Below are 19,514 nucleotides of genomic sequence, written 5' to 3'. Positions count from 1 at the left end.
CGCCACATGGCACAAGAGGCGGAAAATTATTTCACGGCTTCGTGATCGTAGGAGAAGACGCGGGAGAGTTTCCAGCCGTCGGCCTCCAGCCGCCAAAGCTGCGTGAAACGGGCCTTTCCCACCAGCTTTTCCGGGCCATCGCCCTTGCGTTCATAGAAGACATGATCGCCCTGTTCGATCACCCCAACGCCGGCAATGGGATGCAGGGTCATGGTACCCGGCACCAGTTCGCGACGTGAGCGCCAGGCATCGGGCTTCTTCTTTTCCTCGCAGCCTTTCTTGTATTCGGCCACGAAGGGTGCGGCGGCACGCGCCACCTCCCCGCCCTTGTCGTGATACATCTCAAAATCCGGGGTCAGCATGGTGGCAACACGGGCCGGATCGCAGCCTTCGAAGAACAGGGCGAAAAATTCTGCATCGGCCTTTTCAATCGCCGCGCGCAAAGCCGGCCCCTCCGGCAGGGTGGCGGCCTGGGCGGTCGCGGTCAGGGCCGACAGAAGGGCGACGAGGATCAAAGGCTTGCGCATGGTTTCTCCTGTTTCCGATAGGGTGATTTGATAACGGCTTGCATCTTTGCGCAAGAACCATTGACCCGACCAGCGTCAGCACCAATGACCTTGCAGCCAGTTCAACGCTTTGCCATAACCAACCAACCTCACTGGGGGGAGCCGATGGTCGGCTGAGAGGTCCTGTACGGGACGACCCCTGGAACCTGATCCGGCTGATACCGGCGTAGGGACAGTGATCCATGATTGATGTTCCGGGGCCCGCGATCGCCCCGCCCGCCCCCGCCATCCAGGTCTCCGACGCCGCCATCGGCTTTGGTGGGCGTCTGCTGTTCAGCGGGCTGTCGATGCGGGCACCGGGGGGCATGACCACCTGCCTGCTGGGTCCCAGCGGGGTTGGCAAATCCAGCCTGCTGCGCCTGATTGCCGGGCTGCTGACCGGTACAGGCACCGTCACCGCCGATGATGGCAAACCGCTGTCTGGCCGCATCGCCTGGATGGGGCAGCAGGATTTGCTGCTGCCCTGGGCCAGCGTGCTGGAGAATGTGACGCTGGGCGTCAAGCTGCGGGGAGGCCGGGTGGGTGCTGCGGAGCGGGCGCGGGCCATGAACCTTCTGGACCATGTCGGTCTGGGGGATCGCGCAGGCGACCGACCAGATGCGCTGTCGGGTGGCATGCGGCAACGCGCGGCCCTGGCCCGCACCCTGTTCGAAGACCGGCCCATCGTGCTGATGGACGAGCCCTTTTCCGCGTTGGACGCCATCACCCGGCTGGATATGCAGGACCTTGCGGCGCGCCTTCTGTCGGGCCGAACGGTCATCATGGTGACGCATGACCCGATGGAGGCCTTGCGCCTGGGCCATCAGGTATTCGTCTTGAGCGGTACCCCGGCGCGTCTGTCCACGCCGCTGACCCCCGCTGGCGATACGCCGCGCGCACCGGATCAGCAGGCGTTGCTGATGCAGCAGGGTGAATTGCTGTCGCGCCTGCGCGGCGGGGGAGATGCGGCATGAAGGCCAGTCGTTTCCTGCGCGGTATCGTGACGATGGCGGGGCTGATCCTGGCCTGGGCACTGCTGGTGCGGCTGGCGGACCTGCCGCATTTCATCCTTCCGGGACCGGAACGGGTGGCGCTACGTCTGGTTGATGACTGGGCGCTACTGGCCGAACATGCAGGATACACGCTGCTGGAAATTGTGCTGGGCCTGATCCTGGGCACGGTCTGCGGCGGGCTGGCGGCACTGGCGCTCACGGCATCATCGGCAGCGCGGCGCTGGCTGTTGCCGCTGCTGCTGGCCAGTCAGGCGGTGCCGGTGTTCGCGATTGCCCCGCTGCTGGTGCTGTGGCTCGGCTATGGCATGGCGTCCAAGGTGGCGATGGCCACGCTGATCATCTTCTTCCCCGTGACTGCCAGCTTCTATGACGGGCTGCGCCGCACCGACCCCGGCTGGCTTGATCTGGCGCGCACCATGGGGGCCAGCCCCTGGACCATCTTGCGCCATATCCGCATGCCAGCGGCCTTACCGGCGCTTGGGTCCGGCCTGCGCATGGCTGCGGCGGTAGCCCCCATTGGGGCCGTTGTCGGGGAATGGGTCGGGGCGTCGGCGGGGCTGGGCTACCTGATGCTGCACTCGACAGCGCGGGTACAGACCGACCTGACCTTTGCCGCCCTTTTCATTCTGGCGCTGCTGGCCGTTGGCCTGTGGCTGCTGGTCGATCTTACCGTTCGCCGGGCCTTGCCCTGGCTGCCTGACAGCGTGATGAACAAGGAAGAAACACGATGAAGATGCGTTGGATGCGCGCGATGGCCGTGGCCGCGGCCATGACCGCCAGTCTCAGCAGCGCCCTGCCCGCGATGGCACAGGACAAGATGACGGTGCTGCTGGACTGGTTTGTGAACCCGGACCATGGCCCGCTCTTTGTCGCGCAGGAGAAGGGCTACTTCAAGGATGAAGGGCTGACGGTGGAGATGATCGCACCGGCCGATCCCAACGATCCGCCGCGCCTGGTGGCCGCTGGCCAGGGCGATATCGCCATCTCCTATCAGCCGCAGCTGCATTTGCAGGTGGATGCCGGCCTGCCCGTGGTGCGCGTCGGCACCCTGGTCGCCACGCCGCTGAACACCGTCATCGTGCTGAAGGATGGCCCGATCAAGTCCATCAAGGACCTGAAGGGCAAGAAGGTCGGCTTCTCCGTCGGCGGGTTCGAGGATGCGCTGCTGGGCGCCATGCTGGAAAAGCACGGTTTGTCCCTGAAGGACGTGACCCTGATCAACGTCAATTTCTCCCTGTCGCCGGCTTTGTTCGCGGGTCAGGTGGATGCCATTGTCGGCGGCTACCGCAATTTTGAACTGAACCAGATGGCGATCGAGAAGAAGGAAGGCCGCGCCTTCTTCCCCGAGGAAGAGGGTGTGCCCGCCTATGACGAACTGGTCTTCATCACGGCCAAGAACAAGGTGAACGACCCGCGCATTGGCCGCTTGCTGAACGCCGTGGAACGCGGCACACAGTTCCTAATCAACCACCCGGACGAGGCCTGGGGCCTGTTCATCAAGGGTCGCAAGGATCTGGATACAGAGTTGAACAAGCGTGCCTGGAAGGACAGCGTCGCCCGCTTCGCCCACAGCCCGCGCGCGCTGGACAATGCCCGCTATGACCGGTTCGCGCAGTTCCTGAAGGCGCGCGGCCTGATCAAGACCACGCCGGATGTCGCCACCTACGCGGTTGAGGTAAAGTGAACCGGTCCGCTTGACAGGATCAGGCCGGAACAAGCAGAGATGGTGCAAGGCATTGTCAGCCGTTCCGGCCGCCGCCCCAGCCTTGAGGTTCCATGATGGTGCAGACCGATCCCCGTCTTCTTTACATCGACTTGATGAAGAAGTGTCTGACGGGATTGATCTATGAGGACCCCGGCTGCGGCCCCTATGGCCAGCCGTTCAGCCGGTTTCACCGGGAGGTGGGCCATGATTGGCCCCTGAAAGCCCATACGATGATCGGTGAAAAGCGGATGAATAATCTGCGCGATGCCGTCGTCCATGTGGTGCGGGAGAATATCCCCGGCGACCTGATTGAAACCGGCGTGTGGCGCGGTGGTGCCTGCATTTTCATGCGCGCCATCCTGGCCGCCCTGAATGTGACCGACCGCACCGTCTGGGTAGCCGACAGTTTCGAAGGGCTGCCGCCCATCAACGCCGAACAATATCCCGAAGATGCCAAGTACGACGATTTGTCGAAATATGCCGAACTGGCCATCAGCCTGGAAGAAGTGCAGGCCAATTTCCAGAAATACGACCTGCTGGACGATCAGGTAAAGTTTCTGAAGGGCTGGTTCAAGGACACGCTTCCCACCGCCCCCATCGAGAAACTGGCCTTGCTGCGCCTTGACGGCGATATGTATGAATCGACAATGGACGGGTTGACGAACCTGTACCACAAGGTCTCCCCCGGCGGGGTGATCATCGTCGATGATTACAACATCATCCCGGCCTGCAAACAGGCCGTGCATGATTTCCGCGACGCACACGGGATCACCGAACATATCCAGCCCATCGATTACTGTGCGGTCTTCTGGATCAAGGCTGTCGACAAGCAGGGCTGACGCCACATGGGAGGGCGTCCCCCTTTTGTTCCCATCGGCCGCGAACCCTGCTATACCCGCCGCATCTTTGCCGATAGCTGTGAAGCGCCCTTGTCATGAGCATGATCCCCACGCCCGACATCGCCCTTAACCTGGGCCATCCGCGCCGCATGCTGCTGTCCGGCGCGCCGGATGGGCAGGATGCGCGTTTGCTGGCAGCGCTGGCGAAGCGGGGTGGGTCGGCGGGCCTGCTGCATATCGCCAGCGATGATGCCCGCGCGGCGCGGCTGGCAGAAGTGGTGGCGTTCTTCGCACCGGATGTGGAGGTGCTGCATTTCCCGGCCTGGGACGTGCTGCCCTATGACCGCATCTCCCCCAATGGGGAGATCGTGGCACAGCGCATCACCACCATGACGCGGCTGCTGCGGCCCAATTCCGGCAAGCCGTTCCTGGTGCTGACCACCGTCAATGCCGTGGTGCAGAAGTTGCCCCCCCGTCTGGCCTTCCGTAATGCCAGCTTCGCCGGCAAAGTCGGTTCCCGCATCAATGTGGCGGAGCTTCAGCGGTTTCTGTCGCAGAATGGCTATATCCGCGCGCAGACGGTGCGGGAGCCGGGGGAGTTCGCCATCCGCGGCGGCATCATCGACCTGTTCCCGCCCGGCAGTGGAGAGGCGCTGCGCCTGGACCTGTTCGGGGATGATCTGGACGGGGTGCGCAGCTTTGATCCCATGACGCAGTTGACGGTCGATAAGCGCGACGGATTCCTGTTGACGCCGATGTCAGAGGTGTTCCTGGATGAAATGTCGATCCAGCGCTTTCGCACCGGCTATCGCGAACATTTTGGGGCCGTCATGGATGACGACCCGCTGTATGAGGCGGTCAGTGCGGCGCGCAAGCATGCGGGCATGGAACATTGGCTGCCCTTGTTCCACAGCTCCATGGAAACCCTGTTCGATTATCTGCCCGACGCGTCAGTGACGCTGGACCCCAATGTCGAACAGGCGCGCGACGAGCGGCTGGAGCAGATCCAGGATTTCTACAACGCCCGCCGGACCATGGTGGAGGCGGAAAAGAAATCCGGCAACCCGGCCTATAAGCCCATTCCCCCTTCCTTGCTGTTCCTGGATGGCGACACGTTCGACCGGCATCTGGCCGCGCGCGCCGTGGCCCAGCTTTCGCCCTTCGCCGCGATTGAGGGTGAGACGTCCAACAAGGACATGGTGGATGGCGGCGGTCGCAAGGGCCGCGATTTTGCCGAGGCGCGCGTGCAGTCTGGCGTCAATGTCTATGATGTGCTGCGCGAGCATATCGAGGCGCTGACCCGCGATGGGCGGACCCCCGTCATCGCCGGCTACACCACCGGGTCGCGCGACCGGTTGCTGTCGGTGCTGAAGGAACATGGGCTGACGCGGCTGAAGGCCGTGGATGCCTGGGCCGATCTGCTGACGCTGGACAAGGGCACGGCGGCGCTGATCGTCCTGCCGCTGGACCATGGCTTTACGGCCCCAGGTCTGGCCGTGATTACCGAACAGGATATCCTGGGCGACCGTCTGGTGCGGGCGGGATCCAAGAAGAAGCGCCGCAACGCCAATTTCATTGCGGAAGCCGCGTCGCTGAACCCCGGCGACTTCGTCGTCCATATCGACCATGGCATCGGCAAATATGACGGACTGGAAACCCTGACCGTTGGCGGTGCCCCGCATGATTGCCTGCGCCTCATCTATGATGGTGGCGACAAGCTGTATGTGCCGGTGGAGAATATCGAGGTCCTGTCCCGCTATGGCAGCGAGGAGGCGGGGGCCACGCTGGACAAGCTGGGCGGGGCCGGCTGGCAGTCACGTAAGGCCCGCGTCAAGCGCCGTCTGAAGGATATGGCCGACGCGCTGCTCCGCATCGCCGCCGAACGCGCCCTGCGCCGGGCCGATGCCGTGCCCATCCCGGATGGCGCCTGGGATGAGTTCTGCGCCCGTTTCCCCTATGCGGAGACGGACGACCAGTTGCGGGCCATTGATGATGTGATCGAGGATATGGGGTCGGGCAAGCCCATGGACCGCCTGATCTGCGGCGATGTCGGCTTTGGCAAGACAGAGGTGGCGCTGCGTGCCGCCTTCCTGGCCGTCATGGCGGGCCGTCAGGTGGCGGTGGTGGTGCCCACCACCCTGCTGGCGCGACAGCATGCCCGCACGTTCGAGGCGCGGTTTGCGGGTCTGCCGGTCCGCATCGGCCAATTGTCGCGCATGGTCACCACCAAGGACGCCAACCTGACCAAGCAGGGCGTGTCCGATGGTACTGTCGATATCGTCATCGGCACCCATGCTTTGCTGGGCAAAGGCCTGGATTTCAAACGCCTGGGCCTGGTCATCGTGGACGAGGAACAGCATTTTGGCGTGAAGCAGAAGGAACGGCTGAAAGAACTGCGGGCCGATGTGCATGTGCTGACTCTGTCCGCCACGCCCATTCCCCGCACCTTGCAATTGGCCCTTTCGGGCGTGCGCGAACTGTCCGTGATTGCCACGCCGCCCGTTGACCGTCTGGCCGTGCGCACCTTCGTCCTGCCCTTTGATCCCGTGGTGATCCGCGAAGCGATCCTGCGCGAACATCACCGGGGCGGGCAGAGCTTCTATGTCTGCCCGCGCCTGGAGGATCTGGACAAGGTCCGGGTCCGGCTGGAGGAACTGGTGCCGGAGGTGAAGCTCATCACCGCCCATGGCCAGATGGCGGCGACGGAGCTGGAGGACGTGATGACGGCCTTCGACGATGGCAAATATGACGTGCTGCTGGCCACCAACATCATCGAAAGCGGCTTGGACATCCCGCGCGCCAACACCATGATCGTCCACCGCGCCGACCTGTTCGGTCTGGCGCAGCTGTACCAGATCCGGGGTCGCGTGGGCCGTTCCAAGGTGCGCGGCTACGCCTATCTCACCTATCAGCCCAAGACGGTCCTGTCCGCCACGGCGCAGCAGCGCCTGCATGTGCTGGAAACGCTGGACAGCCTGGGTGCCGGCTTCCAGTTGGCCAGCCATGACATGGATATCCGTGGTGCCGGCAACCTGCTGGGCGAGGAACAGTCGGGCCAGATCCGTGAGGTCGGCGTGGAACTGTACCAGCAGATGCTGGAAGAGGCGGTGGAGGCCGCACGCGGTGGCCTGTCGGACTTGCAGGTGGCCGAAGACGCCTGGTCGCCGCAGATCGCATTGGGCATGCCCGTCCTGATCCCGGAAAGCTACGTCCCCGATCTGGGCGTACGCCTTACCCTTTACCGCCGACTGTCCGACCTGGACAGCAAGCAAGAGGTGGAGGCGTTCGGCGTAGAACTGATCGACCGGTTCGGCCAGATGCCGCCAGAGGTCGATAACCTGCTGCGCCTGATGGAGATCAAGCGTCTGTGCCGGGAGGCGGGTGTTTCCAATCTGGATGCAGGTCCGAAGGGCGCCACCGTCGGATTCCGCAATAACAGTTTCAAGAATCCGGCCAAGCTGGTGGAGTTCATCCAGAAGCAGGCGGGCACGGCCAAGTTGCGTCCCACCGACCATAAGCTGGTCTTCCTGCGCCCCTGGGATTCGGAAGAGACCCGCATGGCGGGCGCACGCACCCTGATGCAGGCGCTGGCCCAGATGGCCGCCGGAGAGAAGGTGACGGCTGATCTTCCGCCCCCTCCGCCGCCGCCTCCCCCACCCCCGCCGCCCAAGCCGCTGGTGAAGCGCCCACCATTCGGTGCTGCGAAGAGGCGTTGGTAAACACAGATATGATGGAGGGAGGGTGGCGGAAGCGGTGGGATTCGAACCCACGGTGAGTTGCCCCACGGCGGTTTTCAAGACCGCTGCCTTAAACCACTCGGCCACACTTCCGTCAGGCACACGCCTAGCCGAAACGCGCGGCAGGGGCAAGTCCCCTGTCGCGTTCGCACGGGAAATCGACATAAAGCCCTGATATGCTGCTTGCATTACTGACGCAGACGCTTTGTCGCGAGGCTGTTGGTTAACGTTGCGTTTAAACTTGGTTCCGCATAGTGAGCGGCAGGTTCGCAGGGAAGGTTGTGCATTCATGGGTGGTGATGACGCGGATGACCTGTTCGCCCCAGAAGATGATGATGCGCTGTTCGGCGCGTCAGAGGGCGTGAACGCCGCGGCCCCTGTCGCCCCGCCGCCTCTCCCGCCCTGGCCCGTCCTGGTCGTTGATGACGACGAGGAAGTGCACATCATGACGCGGTTGGTCCTATCCAAGCTGCGTTATAAGGACCGCCCGCTTGAACTGCTGACCGCCCGGTCGGGGAATGAGGCGGATGATGTCTTCCGCCGGCGCGAGGATATTGCCGTCGCCCTGCTGGATATCGTGATGGAGACGGATGATGCCGGCCTGCGCCTGGCGCGCCGCATCCGTGAGGAATTTTCCAATACCGATACGCGCCTGATTCTGCGCACGGGGCAGCCGGGTCAGGCCCCGGTGCGCGATGTCATCGTCAACTATGACATCAACGACTATAAGTCGAAGACAGAACTGACGTCGGAAAAGCTGTTCATCACCATCATCACGGGGTTGCGGTCCTATGACAATATCCGCAGCGCCCGCATGGCCGAGAGCGCGTCGAAGCTGAAATCCAGCTTCCTGGCCGCCATGAGCCATGAGATCCGCACACCGATGAACGGGGTGCTGGGTATGCTGGAACTGCTGGGCCATACGCCGCTGGATGCCGATCAGCGTGACATGCTGCTGACGGCGCAGGATTCGGCGGGCGCCCTGCTGCGCATCATCGACGACATTCTGGATTTCTCGAAGATAGAGGCCGGTCGCATGGATATCGACCGGCATCCGGTCGATATCGGTGCCATCATGGAAGGGGTGGCCGACACTCTGGCCCCGGCAGCGCGCAAGAAAGGCCTGTCCTTCGATCTTCATGTCGATCCAGCGATTCCGCCCGCACTGATGGGTGATCCGGTGCGGCTGCGCCAGATCCTGTTCAACCTCACCGGCAATGCCATCAAGTTCACCGAACAAGGTGGGGTCATGGTCCGGGCGGAACGTCATCCCGACGCAGCCCCCGGCGTGGCCCGCATCCGTGTGGCCGTTACCGATACCGGCATCGGCATCGCGCCGGACCAACAGGCCAAGCTGTTCCAGCCCTTTGCCCAGGCGGAGGTATCGACCAGCCGCCGGTTCGGTGGTACCGGCCTGGGCCTATCCATCAGCCGCCGCCTGATCGAACTGATGAAGGGCCATATCGGGCTGGACAGCGTGCCGGGCCACGGCTCCACCTTCTGGTTCACGCTGGATCTGGAAGTTTCCGATCAGGGAACATCGGATGGGACAGCTTCTGCTGACATTGCCGGCCTGCATGTGGCACTCGACATCGCCGAACCGGAACTGGCGCAGACGGTCAGCGCCTATCTGGTGCAGGCGGGTGCGGTGCCCATGGATGCGGGCACACCATCGGCGGATCTGGTCATCTGTGCCGGGCGCAGCGGTGCCCCCTGGCCGGTGCCGGATGGCCCCCTGCCCGCCGTCGTGATTGCCGACGCGGATTCGCGCCGGTCGGTCGACATTCCGGTCGGAACGCAGCTGGTGGCCCGCCCCCTGCGCCGGTCCGCCCTGTTCAGAGCTGTTGCTGTTGCCGCCAACCGGCTGGCTGGCAGCATGCCGGTCACCGCGGCAGCACCGCGAGCGGCCGTCGCCGCCCCCAGCCCCGACGAGGCCGCGGCCCAGGGTCGTCTGATCCTGGTGGCCGAGGATCAGCGGGTGAACCAGATGGTGATCAGCCGCCAGCTATCGATCCTTGGATTCGCGGTTGAAATCCATGCCGATGGGGCGGCGGCGCTGGCGGCCTGGCGGCCTGGCGCGCATGGGCTGCTGCTGACCGACTGCAACATGCCGGTGATGGACGGGTATGAACTGACTGCCGCCATCCGAGCGCGCGAGGCAGAGGACGGATTGCCGCGTCTGCCCATCATTGCCCTGACGGCAAATGCCATGGCGGGTGAGGATCAGCGCTGCATCAATGCGGGCATGGATGATTTCCTGTCCAAGCCGCTGGACCTGACACAGTTGGAACGCTGCCTGTCACGCTGGCTGGGAACGGCGGTGCCGACAGCACAATCGGCAGCGGCCCCGGCAGAAGCAGCAATCTTCGACCCGGCCATGACCATCGATCTTTTCGGCGGCCTGGATGGTGATGCGCGTGGGTTCCTGGCGGAGTTTACCAGCTCTCTTCACACCTTGCGGGCAGAGGCGGAGAAAGGCTTCGCCAGCGACGATATGGAAGCAGCAAGGCGCGGCATCCATGCCCTGGCCGGTGTTGCGAAGAATGGCGGCGCCCCCGCCCTTGGCGCCTTGGCCGACAATATTGAGCGCTCCCTGAAACAGGGGGACTATGCGGATGCGCGCACAAATGCCCTGAAAATACCCGGCATGATTGATCGGGTGGTTGCCGCCATCGATGCCTTGTAGTCAACTAGGGCGGTACGGGGTCGCAAGAACCCGTATGTATGCGCGTCCATGGGGAAAAGTGCGATGGTGGGTTTCAGCAGCTTCAGTCGTATGAATGCCCTGATCGTTGAGGATCAGGCCTTCATCCGGACCGTCGTGTCCCGCATCCTGAAGCAGCTTGAATTCAATCAGATTTTTGAGGCGGATGAGGGGACTGGCGGCCTGACCCTGGCGCTGGAACGCAAGCCCGACGTGATCATCTGCGATATCGAGATGGCGCCCATGGACGGGCTGACCTTCCTGCAGCAATTGCGGCAGAAGGAAGAGCTGGGCCGGCGCACACCCGTCATCTTCCTGACCAACCATGCCCAGAAGGACATGGTGCTGAAGGCCCGCGATCTGGGCGTGAATGCCTTTATCGCCAAGCCGGTGACGGTGGTGGGCCTGCGGGAGAAGCTGGCCGTGCTGTTGAGTACCCGGCGGTGAGCGCGATTTCTTGTCCCCTCAAGCGCCGGGCGGGCGCCTGCGCGCCCTTGGCTCACGCGCCACAAGGCGCGGGCCGGCCGTCGCCGGCCACCAACGGTCATCTATGATGATCGCTGGCTTGAACTTCAGCTGGCAGCGGTTCGACGATTTCGACATCGCCAGCCTCTACGCCATGCTGCGCTTCCGCCAGGATGTGTTCATCGTGGAGCAGCAGTCGCCCTATCCTGACCTGGACGGGCTGGACCCCTTTTGTCAGCATCTGCTGGTCACGGATGGAGCCGGAGTGCTGGTCGCCTATCTGCGTGCACGAGGGCCAGACGGGGACAGCCCGGCCTTCATCGGGCGTATTGTGGTGGGCCCGGCGGGGCGCGGCACGGGACTTGGCCGGCGGCTGGTTCAGGAAGGGCTGGACTTCATGGACCGGACATGGCCGGGGCAGCCGATCGAGATTGGCGCGCAGCTTCATCTGGCCGACTTCTATGCCGGTTTCGGCTTTGTCACCGAAGGCCCGCCTTATGATGATGGTGGCATCCCGCATGTGACTATGTGGCGTCGATAAACAGAACGCCTGGTTGAATTTCCGCGATTTTTATGGTCCGGTCACTATCCAAGATAGAGAACGGGGCGCGGGACGTGCGGATACCGGTACGGCATCTCCTGTTTTACGTGGCGGCCATTGCCGCCGTCGTCACCTTCCTTTGGCTGCAGGTGGCAGAAGCCAATCAGCGCCTTGAGGAACAGCGGCAGACGGCCCGTGTGGACGTGACCCGCCGCGTGGAACAGGCGGTCGGCACGGCGCTGGATTTCCTGGAACTGATGCATGCGCAGATGGAGGAAGGGCTGGTCAAGGCGGTGCCGGGCGCCCCACCCTCCCCGCTGCGCCGCGCCCTGCAAGCAGGCGAGGATGGTTCCTACCATCTGGATAACCCGCCCAACCCTTATGAGCGTGATCTGGTCGGCAACATGACGGGTCTGGGCGGTCTGAGCGATCGCGGCCCGGCCTTTGAGGCGGAGATGGAGGCGGCCCTGTCGCTGCACACCGCCTTCGCGCAGGCGCAGCGGCGGCTGCCCAACATTCCCTGGGTCTATTACATCTCCGCAAGCCGGTTCAGCTTTGTCTATCCTTATGTCGCGTCCACGGAACTGACCTTCGCGGACAAAGACTTGGAGATGGAGTATTTCCAGGCTTCGCTGCCCGCCAACAACCCGTCGGGGGAGCTGTTCTTCTCCAAACTGTATGAGGATGATGGCGGCAAGGGCATGATGGCCACCATTGGCATGCCCGTCTATCAGGGGGACCGGCATCTGGGCGTGGTGGCGCTCGATATGACGGTCGGCTACCTCTCCTCCCTGCTGGATGGGTTTCCGGCTGGTTTCGGCACGCTGGCCCTGGTGGCGCCCGATGGGCAGGTCATCGGCATCTCGCACGGCGAGGGGCGGCGGCATCCGCCAGAGGCCGCGTTGAAGGCTGCCATCCAGGAAACGATCAGCCGGGATGGACAGATGCGTCTGGAGAAAGATGGCTGGACCTTCACCAGCCATATCCTGCGCAAATCGCCCTGGCGCATGGTGATGGCGCAGGATGGCACGGGCCATCTGCGTGCCGTCATGCGGGAAAGCACGCCGCCCATCCTGGTTGCACTGCTGCTGCTGGGGCTGATCGGCGGTATGGAGTTCCGCCGCCGCACCGATGCCCGTATCCGCAAACAATCCGACATCCTGGCCGCCACGAACCTGGATCTGGCCCGCGCGCGGGACGAGGCCGAACAGGCCACCCGTGCCAAATCCACCTTCCTGGCCACCATGAGCCACGAAATCCGCACGCCGATGAATGGCGTGCTGGCCATGGCGGAAATGCTGGCCGATACCCCGCTGAACGAGGATCAGCAGGGGATGGTGAAGGTGGTGCGCGACAGTGGTGGGGCACTGCTGACCATCATCAACGATATCCTGGACTTCTCGAAGATCGAGGCGGGCAAGCTGGATATCGAATGGATCGATACCGACATCCTGTCCCTGGCCGAGGGGGTTGGCGATCTTCTGGCACGCCGGGCGGAGGAAAAGAGCCTTGCCCTGACCATCGATGTCGATCCCGCCCTGCCCCACCATCTGGTGGCCGATCCCACCCGCCTGCGTCAGGTGTTGCTGAACCTGACGGGCAATGCCATCAAGTTCACCGAACATGGCGGCGTCACCGTCCGCCTGAACCGCTTGCCCGATGCAGGTGATGGCAAAGTCGGCCTGCGGGCGGAGATTGTGGATACGGGTATCGGCCTGACGCCCGATCAGCAGGCCAAGCTGTTCCAGCCCTTCGCACAAGCCGACGGGTCTACGGCGCGCCGCTTTGGCGGAACGGGCCTTGGTCTGTCCATCTGCCGCCGTCTGGTGGAACTGATGGGCGGGACCATCGGCGTCACGTCAGAGGCGGGCGAAGGATCGACTTTCTGGTTCGAACTGCGCCTGGATGAGGGCAAGGCGGATGGTGACAGCGCGGATGAACCGTCGCTGTGGGGCCTGCGCGTTGCCGTCCTGGGCGGCCTTCCGGCAGAACGCGCCAGTCTGACACGCACCCTGTCGGCGCGGGAGGCGGAGGTGGTGGAGATGGCGGACGAGGCGTCAGCCCTGACGGCCCTGCGTCAGGCCGCCGCCGACGGCATGCATTTCCACGCGATCCTGATTGATGCCTATCCGGGCGATGGGGTGGGCCTGGATATTGCCCGCCGGTTGGGCGTGGCCGAGGGCACGGGCGGAACGCGCACGGTGCTGATCGCGCCGGTATCGCTGGTTTCCACGCTGTCGGAGGCGGGCCGTGCCAAGGGCATCTTTGCCGCCATCCCCAAGCCGGTAAGGCAGGCTCGCCTGATCAAGGTGGTAGCCGCCGCCGATGGCCGCGCCTCCCTGGACATCACGGCCACCACGGGCAGCAGTGAAACCGTCTGGCAAGCGCCGGAGGTGGATGTGGCGGCGGCCAATGGCGCCCTGGTTCTGGTGGTGGAGGATAATGCCACCAACCAGATCGTCATCCGGCAGGCCATGCGCAAGCTGGGCTTTGCCGCCGAGATCGCGGGTAATGGGCTGGAGGGGCTGGAAGCGTGGCGCACGGGGCGGTTCGGATTGGTGGTTACCGACTGCCATATGCCAGAGATGGACGGATATGACATGACCCGCGCCATCCGAGTGGATGAAGGGGCCGCCGCCGATGGCCGGCATGTGCCCGTTATCGCACTATCCGCCGATGCCGTCAGCGATGCGGCCCAGAAATGCCGTGATGCCGGCATGGATGACTACCTGACCAAGCCCATCGAACTGACCAAGCTTGAAGCCGCCATCCTGCGCTGGGCCCCGATAACGGCGGAGATGCGGCAGCGTGTATCAGCCAAGCATGCGCCGCCTGTGGCCCCCGCCCCAACGGCACCTGTCCCCAAGGCCGAAACCGATCCCGCCATTTTCGATGCCAACCGGTTGAAGGAAATGTTCGGACATCTGGATGCCGAGGCCATTGCCTTGCTGGATGAGTTCCTGGTGCAGGCAGAAACGCGGGCGTCCGCCGTGGAAGAGGCGCTGAATAATGGCGACCTGAAATCCGCCAAGGATGGGTCCCATTCCCTGAAAGGGTCCGCCAACGGGGTGGGTGCCGTCGCGTTGGGGGACCTGTTCGCCCGCATTGAGGCGGCCCTGAAGGAGGGCAACGAGGATATGGCACAGGACCTGCGCTGGAACATCGCGCCGGCCTTTGAGGACCTGCGCCATCAAATCAGACTTGTGAAAGGGTGACGGCATCATGGCCGATGTGGATTTCGCCAAGCTGAAGGTACTGATCGTCGATGACGACCAGTTCTATCGCGGTATCCTGAAACGTCTGCTGTTCCAGGCCGGCGTGCGCATGATCGCGGAAGCCGAAAATGGCGAGGCGGCAATCGCCTCCATCACGCGCCTGAAACCCGACGCGGTGCTGTGTGATATCGAGATGGAGCCGGTGAACGGCATCGAGGTTTTGCAGCGTATCCGGTCCGTCGATATCAAGCATATCGCCACCACCCCCATCGTGATGGTCACCAGCCACGCCACCAGCGATCTGGTGAAGCAGGCGGTGCAGTATCAGGCATCCGGCTATCTGGTGAAGCCGGTATCGCTGACCGATATCCAAAAACGCCTGACGGTGGCCATTCAGACGCGACCGGAAGCGTGATTGCCCTTGGCAGAAGGGGGCGGACACACCACATTGCGGGCAAGTTGATGTTCCGACGGGAGAATTGCCCCTATGTCCCTGACCAGAAAGGTTCTGGCCGCCCTTGCCGTCACTCTGTTGGCTGGCACCGCCGCCCTTGCCGCGCCTAAGGAATTCACAACCTTTCCGGCGCCGAAGGCCCGGCACGATGTGAAGGTGACGGTTATCGCGGAAGGGCTGGACACGCCCTGGTCCATTGCCTTCATGCCCGATGGGCGCATCCTGGTCACCGAGCGCACCGGGAATCTGCGCGTTGTGAAAGATGGCAAGCTGTTACCCGAACCGATCACGGGTCTGCCCAAAATTGAGGAGGTGCGGCAAGGCGGTCTGATGGATATCGCGCTGGACCCCGATTACGCCCAGAATCGCTATGTCTATCTGTCCTTCATCGAAAAGGCCGTGAAGGGGCCAGACGCCAAGCCGCGCGATCAGGACAAGGGCAACCGCACCGTTATCGCCCGCTTTACCGATGATGGCACCTCGTTCAAGGATATGAAGGTCCTGTACAAGGGTGCGCTGGTGGATAGCGGCTTCCATTTCGGCAGCCGCTTCGCCTTTGACAATCAAGGCCATATCTATTTCAGCATCGGGGAGCGCGGATCGCAGGACCGGGCGCAGGACCTGATGGATGCCGCCGGCAAGGTGTTCCGCCTGAACCGCGACGGCACCGTGCCCGCCGACAACCCGTTCGTGGGGCGCAGCGATGCACTGCCGGAGATTTTCACCTATGGCAACCGCAACCCGCAGGGGCTGGCTACACAGCCGGGCACCGGCCTGATCTGGGAAAGCGAGCATGGGCCGCAGGGCGGGGATGAAATCAACATCATCCGCCCCGGCACCAATTACGGCTGGCCCGTCATCACCTATGGCAAGACCTATGGTCTGGGCCTGAAGATCGGTGAAGGCACCGAAAAGGCCGGTATGGTGCAGCCGGAGCTGTATTTCGTGCCGTCGCTGGCTGTCAACGGCATGACCTTCTATGATGGCGGCTCCCTGCCCTTCTGGCGCGGCGATCTGATCGTCGGGCTGCTGGCCGGCGGCATCGCGCGGCTGGATGTGGAGGGCGAGAAGGTGGTGGCAACCGAACGCCTGCTGGAGAACGAACTACCCCGCACCCGCGACGTGGCCCAGGGGCCGGATGGCCGCCTGTACGCCCTGATCGAAGCGCCGGGGACGGATGGCAAGCTGGTGCGCATCGACCGAAAGTAAACGTGTTCCCTCAAACGCCAGGCGCCGCCATCCGGCGGCTTGGCTTACGCGCCCTATGGCGCGGGCCGCCGGGCGGCCACCTTTAATGGGCATATTGACTGACCATGCGGGGCCGGATAGTTTCGGCCCCGCAGTGGCGCTGCTTTCCGAATGCGGGATCTAAATCTACGCCCCTTTGCGTACAGGTGAACGCAAGATGGGGAGAGATGCGCCGTGAATGATCACAACAGAACCGTCAGCACCAATCAGGCCGGCTATGATCGCTGGTCAGATTTCTATGACCGCTATCCCAACCCGACGGTGGCGGCGGATGATTTGGCCTTCCCGCCGCTTTGGGCGCACCTGACGGGATTGAACATCCTGGAGGTCGGATGCGGGACGGGCCGGCACACGCAGCGCCTGGCGTTGGCCGGCAACCGAGTGACGGGGGTGGACCTATCGCCCGGCATGCTGTCTCAAGCGCGGGCCAAGCTGGCCGGGCTGCCTGTCACGCTGATCCAGGGCGATGTGATGGGAGGCACACCCGTTCCCGGCGGACCGTTCGACGCGGCGCTGACCGCCCTCGTCATCGAACATATTGGTGATCTGCCTGGGTTCTTTACCCGGATCAAAGCACTTCTGAAACCCGGCGCACCCTTCTACATCTCCGAAATCCATCCGGAGCGGACGGCGGGTGGCACCTTCGCGCATTTCAAAACCGACGACGGGGACGAGGTGGCGCTGGCCGGATATCCGCACAGCGTCAGCGATGTGGAGCATGCGGCGGCAGAGGCCGGGCTTTGCGTGGAACAGAGCGTTGATGTACTGGGCGATGCGGCCCTGGCAGCGCTGAACCCGAAATGGGAACGCCACCAGGGCCGACCGATGCTGAAAACATGGGTGCTGCGGGGTTGATCAGACCTGCAGCGCCTCCACCAGAGGCAACTGCCGCAGCCGCTTGCCCGTGGCTGCTGACAGGGCATTGGCGACCGCCGGGAAGGTTGGTGGCAGGCCCGGTTCGCCGACACCGCCCAGCGCCTCCCCCGAATTGATGAAATGGACGTCGATGACGGGCGGGGCTTCGGAATGGCGCATCAGGCGGTAGCTGTCGAAATTGCGCTGTTCGGCACGGCCATCCTTCACCGTCACTGCCTCATACAGGCCCGCCGACAGCGCCATGATCACGCCCCCCATCATCTGGCTGCGCGCGCCATCGGGCAGAACGACGTCGCCGCAATCCAGCACCGTCGTGACCTTGTGGATCTTCGGTTGTCCATCGGACACCGACGCTTCCACGACATGGGCTGACAGGGAACCGAAGCTGGCGAAGAAGCCGATACCCTGACCATGGCCCTTGGGCAGCTTCTTGCCCCAGTCAGACTTGGCGGCGACCAGATCAATCACGGCCAGCGCCCGCTTGTTACCGGCCAGCAACTGCCGGCGGAAGGCCACCGGGTCCTTGCCGGCGGCGGCAGCCAGTTCATCGATGAAACATTCCAAGAAGAAGGCATTATGGGTGGCACCGACAGCCCGCCAGGGGGCCGTCGTCACGCGCACATGCCGGCGGGCCCATTCCAGCTTGAAATTGGGCAGGTTGTAGGGAAGGTTCGACAGATCCTGCACGGAGGAGCCGTCCAGGTCCGTTTCCTTCACGCTGCCGGGGGTGAATTCGGCGCGCATGGAGGGGCCGGAGATCCGGATGGCCATGCCCGTGACCTGCCCCTTCGCATCCAGTGACGCGGTCAGGCGGGCCATCTGGGCAGGGCGGTAATAGCCACGGTCGAACTCATCCTCACGACGCCAGAAGAACTTTACCGGTGTTCCGGCCAGTTCCTTGGCGACCTGGGCCGCACCGGGAATGCCTTCATCCATCAGGCGACGGCCAAAGCCCCCACCCAGCATCAGGGTATTGACCGTCACCGCCTCTGCATCGATGCCCAGGGTGCTGGCGGCAGTGCGACGGGAACGGTCCTGAACCTGGGTCGGGGCCCAGAGTTCCAGCTTGCCATCCTTGAACAGGCCCGTGCAGCTCCACACCTCCATCGGGGCGTGGCAGACATAGGGCACGGCATAATCGGCAGTGACGGTCTTGGCCGCCGCCTTCATGGCCGCCGGCAGATCGCCGCGTTCGGTGGCGGGAATGGCGGTGGCGGCACCCAGCCCTTCGATCATGGCGGCCGTCAGGGCGGCACTGTTGATGCCATCCTGTGGGGACGGTGCCATGGTGACGGTGACGGCATCCGCACCCTTCATGGCGGCCCAGACGCTGTCGGCCACCACAGCCACGCCGCCCGTGATCTTCACCACCTTCTTCACACCCTTGACCTTCAGGGCCGGGGCCGCGTCGAAGCTGGCAACGTCGCCATAGAAAACAGGGTTCAGGCGGGCGCAGGCATAGAGCATGCCGGGCAGGCGGAAATCCATGCTGTAGATGGTTTCACCGCGCACCTTGGGTGGAATGTCCAGGCGGGGGATATCCTTGCCCACATAACGCCGGGTGCTCGGATCGCGCAGCGGCGGGTTGTCGGGTGGGGTCAGCTTTGCTGCGTCTTCAGCAACCTCGCCAATCCCCAGACTGCGCTTGGACGGGGCATGCGTCAGACGGCCATTTTCCAGAGTGACGGTAGCGGGATCAACCTGCCAACGGTTGGCCGCCGCCTGGATCAGGACAGCACGGGCCTGGGCCGCCCCCTTGCGCAGATGGTCATTCCAGCGGCGCACGCCCTGGCTGCCACCCGACCCCATGGACCCGCCCCAGCGATAGGCATCGGCGGGGATGGCGGTTTCCACCGATACGGCGGCGAAATCCACCCCGACCTCATCGGCGATGATGGCAGCATGGGCCGTGTGCGTGCCCTGCCCCATTTCCGTGGTGGGGGAAATGATGACGACCTTGCCATCCGGCTTTACCACCAGATGGGCGGTGACCATGCCAACCTGGGCATTGGCACCGGCGGCGGCAGCGCCCAGCGGCGGCGGGGCCGGCGGCGCGTTCTGCGCCAGAACCGGCAGGGGCAGCGCGATGGCGACGGCAAGACCACCCATGCCGGCCAGCATGGCGCGACGGGACAGGTCGGTATCGTGGATCAGATGACTATCCATGGCTTA

Annotated in this window: 14 protein-coding genes, 1 tRNA gene and 1 riboswitch; of the genes, 12 read left to right on the top strand and 3 right to left on the bottom strand. The window is 63.8% G+C overall.

The features are described from left to right. Window positions 1-26: 26 nt before the first annotated feature. Window positions 27-527: a nuclear transport factor 2 family protein gene (locus C0V82_RS03765; protein ID WP_102111178.1), complete on the bottom strand. Its 501-nt coding sequence runs from the start codon at window positions 525-527 to the stop codon at window positions 27-29. A 124-nt stretch (window positions 528-651) separates the two neighbouring features. Next, window positions 652-756: riboswitch (TPP riboswitch) on the top strand. On the opposite strand from C0V82_RS03765, the gene C0V82_RS03760 reads away from it, so the two are divergent. The 5 genes from C0V82_RS03760 to mfd all read left to right on the top strand — a co-directional run bounded on the left by C0V82_RS03760 (window position 749) and on the right by mfd (window position 7,821). After that, window positions 749-1,519, top strand: coding sequence for an ABC transporter ATP-binding protein (locus C0V82_RS03760; RefSeq protein WP_102111177.1), 771 nt, complete (start codon window positions 749-751; stop codon window positions 1,517-1,519). (Overlaps the previous riboswitch by 8 nt.) Next, entirely contained in the window at window positions 1,516-2,289 is a 774-nt protein-coding gene (locus C0V82_RS03755; protein WP_102111176.1) for an ABC transporter permease, read from the top strand. The genes C0V82_RS03760 and C0V82_RS03755 overlap by 4 nt, the downstream gene beginning before the upstream one ends. Before the next feature lie 2 nt (window positions 2,290-2,291). Next, window positions 2,292-3,242: an ABC transporter substrate-binding protein gene (locus tag C0V82_RS03750; RefSeq protein ID WP_102113215.1), complete on the top strand. Its 951-nt coding sequence runs from the start codon at window positions 2,292-2,294 to the stop codon at window positions 3,240-3,242. Between the two features lie 92 nt (window positions 3,243-3,334). Beyond that, a complete protein-coding gene (locus C0V82_RS03745; RefSeq protein WP_199772463.1) occupies window positions 3,335-4,102 on the top strand; it encodes a TylF/MycF family methyltransferase in 768 nt (255 codons plus the stop codon). Between the two features lie 95 nt (window positions 4,103-4,197). Beyond that, window positions 4,198-7,821, top strand: a complete 3,624-nt coding sequence (gene mfd, locus C0V82_RS03740; protein WP_245924141.1) for a transcription-repair coupling factor — start codon at window positions 4,198-4,200, stop codon at window positions 7,819-7,821. Between the two features lie 23 nt (window positions 7,822-7,844). Here mfd and C0V82_RS03735 read toward each other — a convergent pair. Continuing rightward, window positions 7,845-7,932, bottom strand: a tRNA-Ser gene (locus C0V82_RS03735). 196 nt (window positions 7,933-8,128) lie between these two features. Here C0V82_RS03735 and C0V82_RS03730 point away from each other — a divergent pair. The 7 genes from C0V82_RS03730 to C0V82_RS03700 all read left to right on the top strand — a co-directional run bounded on the left by C0V82_RS03730 (window position 8,129) and on the right by C0V82_RS03700 (window position 17,321). Next, the gene (locus tag C0V82_RS03730) at window positions 8,129-10,525 is read left to right on the top strand and encodes a response regulator (protein ID WP_102111175.1); all 2,397 of its coding nucleotides are present in this window, start codon (window positions 8,129-8,131) and stop codon (window positions 10,523-10,525) included. A 63-nt stretch (window positions 10,526-10,588) separates the two neighbouring features. Next, complete coding sequence (locus tag C0V82_RS03725; protein ID WP_158659716.1) at window positions 10,589-10,990, top strand: response regulator; 402 nt, start codon at window positions 10,589-10,591, stop codon at window positions 10,988-10,990. A gap of 103 nt (window positions 10,991-11,093) precedes the next feature. After that, on the top strand, window positions 11,094-11,549 hold the full coding sequence (locus tag C0V82_RS03720) for a GNAT family N-acetyltransferase (RefSeq protein ID WP_102111173.1): 456 nt from the start codon (window positions 11,094-11,096) through the stop codon (window positions 11,547-11,549). A 74-nt stretch (window positions 11,550-11,623) separates the two neighbouring features. Continuing rightward, window positions 11,624-14,764, top strand: a complete 3,141-nt coding sequence (locus tag C0V82_RS03715) for an ATP-binding protein (RefSeq protein ID WP_158659715.1) — start codon at window positions 11,624-11,626, stop codon at window positions 14,762-14,764. Between the two features lie 7 nt (window positions 14,765-14,771). After that, entirely contained in the window at window positions 14,772-15,179 is a 408-nt protein-coding gene (locus tag C0V82_RS03710; RefSeq protein ID WP_054168683.1) for a response regulator transcription factor, read from the top strand. 72 nt (window positions 15,180-15,251) lie between these two features. Then, window positions 15,252-16,427: a PQQ-dependent sugar dehydrogenase gene (locus C0V82_RS03705; RefSeq protein WP_102111171.1), complete on the top strand. Its 1,176-nt coding sequence runs from the start codon at window positions 15,252-15,254 to the stop codon at window positions 16,425-16,427. A 213-nt stretch (window positions 16,428-16,640) separates the two neighbouring features. Further along, window positions 16,641-17,321 carry a class I SAM-dependent DNA methyltransferase gene (locus C0V82_RS03700; protein WP_102111170.1) on the top strand — a complete coding sequence of 227 codons (681 nt, stop codon included), beginning with the start codon at window positions 16,641-16,643 and terminating at the stop codon, window positions 17,319-17,321. Here the strand turns inward: C0V82_RS03700 and C0V82_RS03695 are convergent, their stop codons facing one another. After that, the gene (locus tag C0V82_RS03695) at window positions 17,322-19,508 is read right to left on the bottom strand and encodes a xanthine dehydrogenase family protein molybdopterin-binding subunit (RefSeq protein WP_102111169.1); all 2,187 of its coding nucleotides are present in this window, start codon (window positions 19,506-19,508) and stop codon (window positions 17,322-17,324) included. Window positions 19,509-19,514: the final 6 nt, after the last annotated feature.

Origin of the sequence: Niveispirillum cyanobacteriorum (assembly GCF_002868735.1) — a bacterium.
GTDB lineage: Bacteria > Pseudomonadota > Alphaproteobacteria > Azospirillales > Azospirillaceae > Niveispirillum > Niveispirillum cyanobacteriorum.
This window is presented reverse-complemented; position numbering and strand designations above follow the sequence as displayed.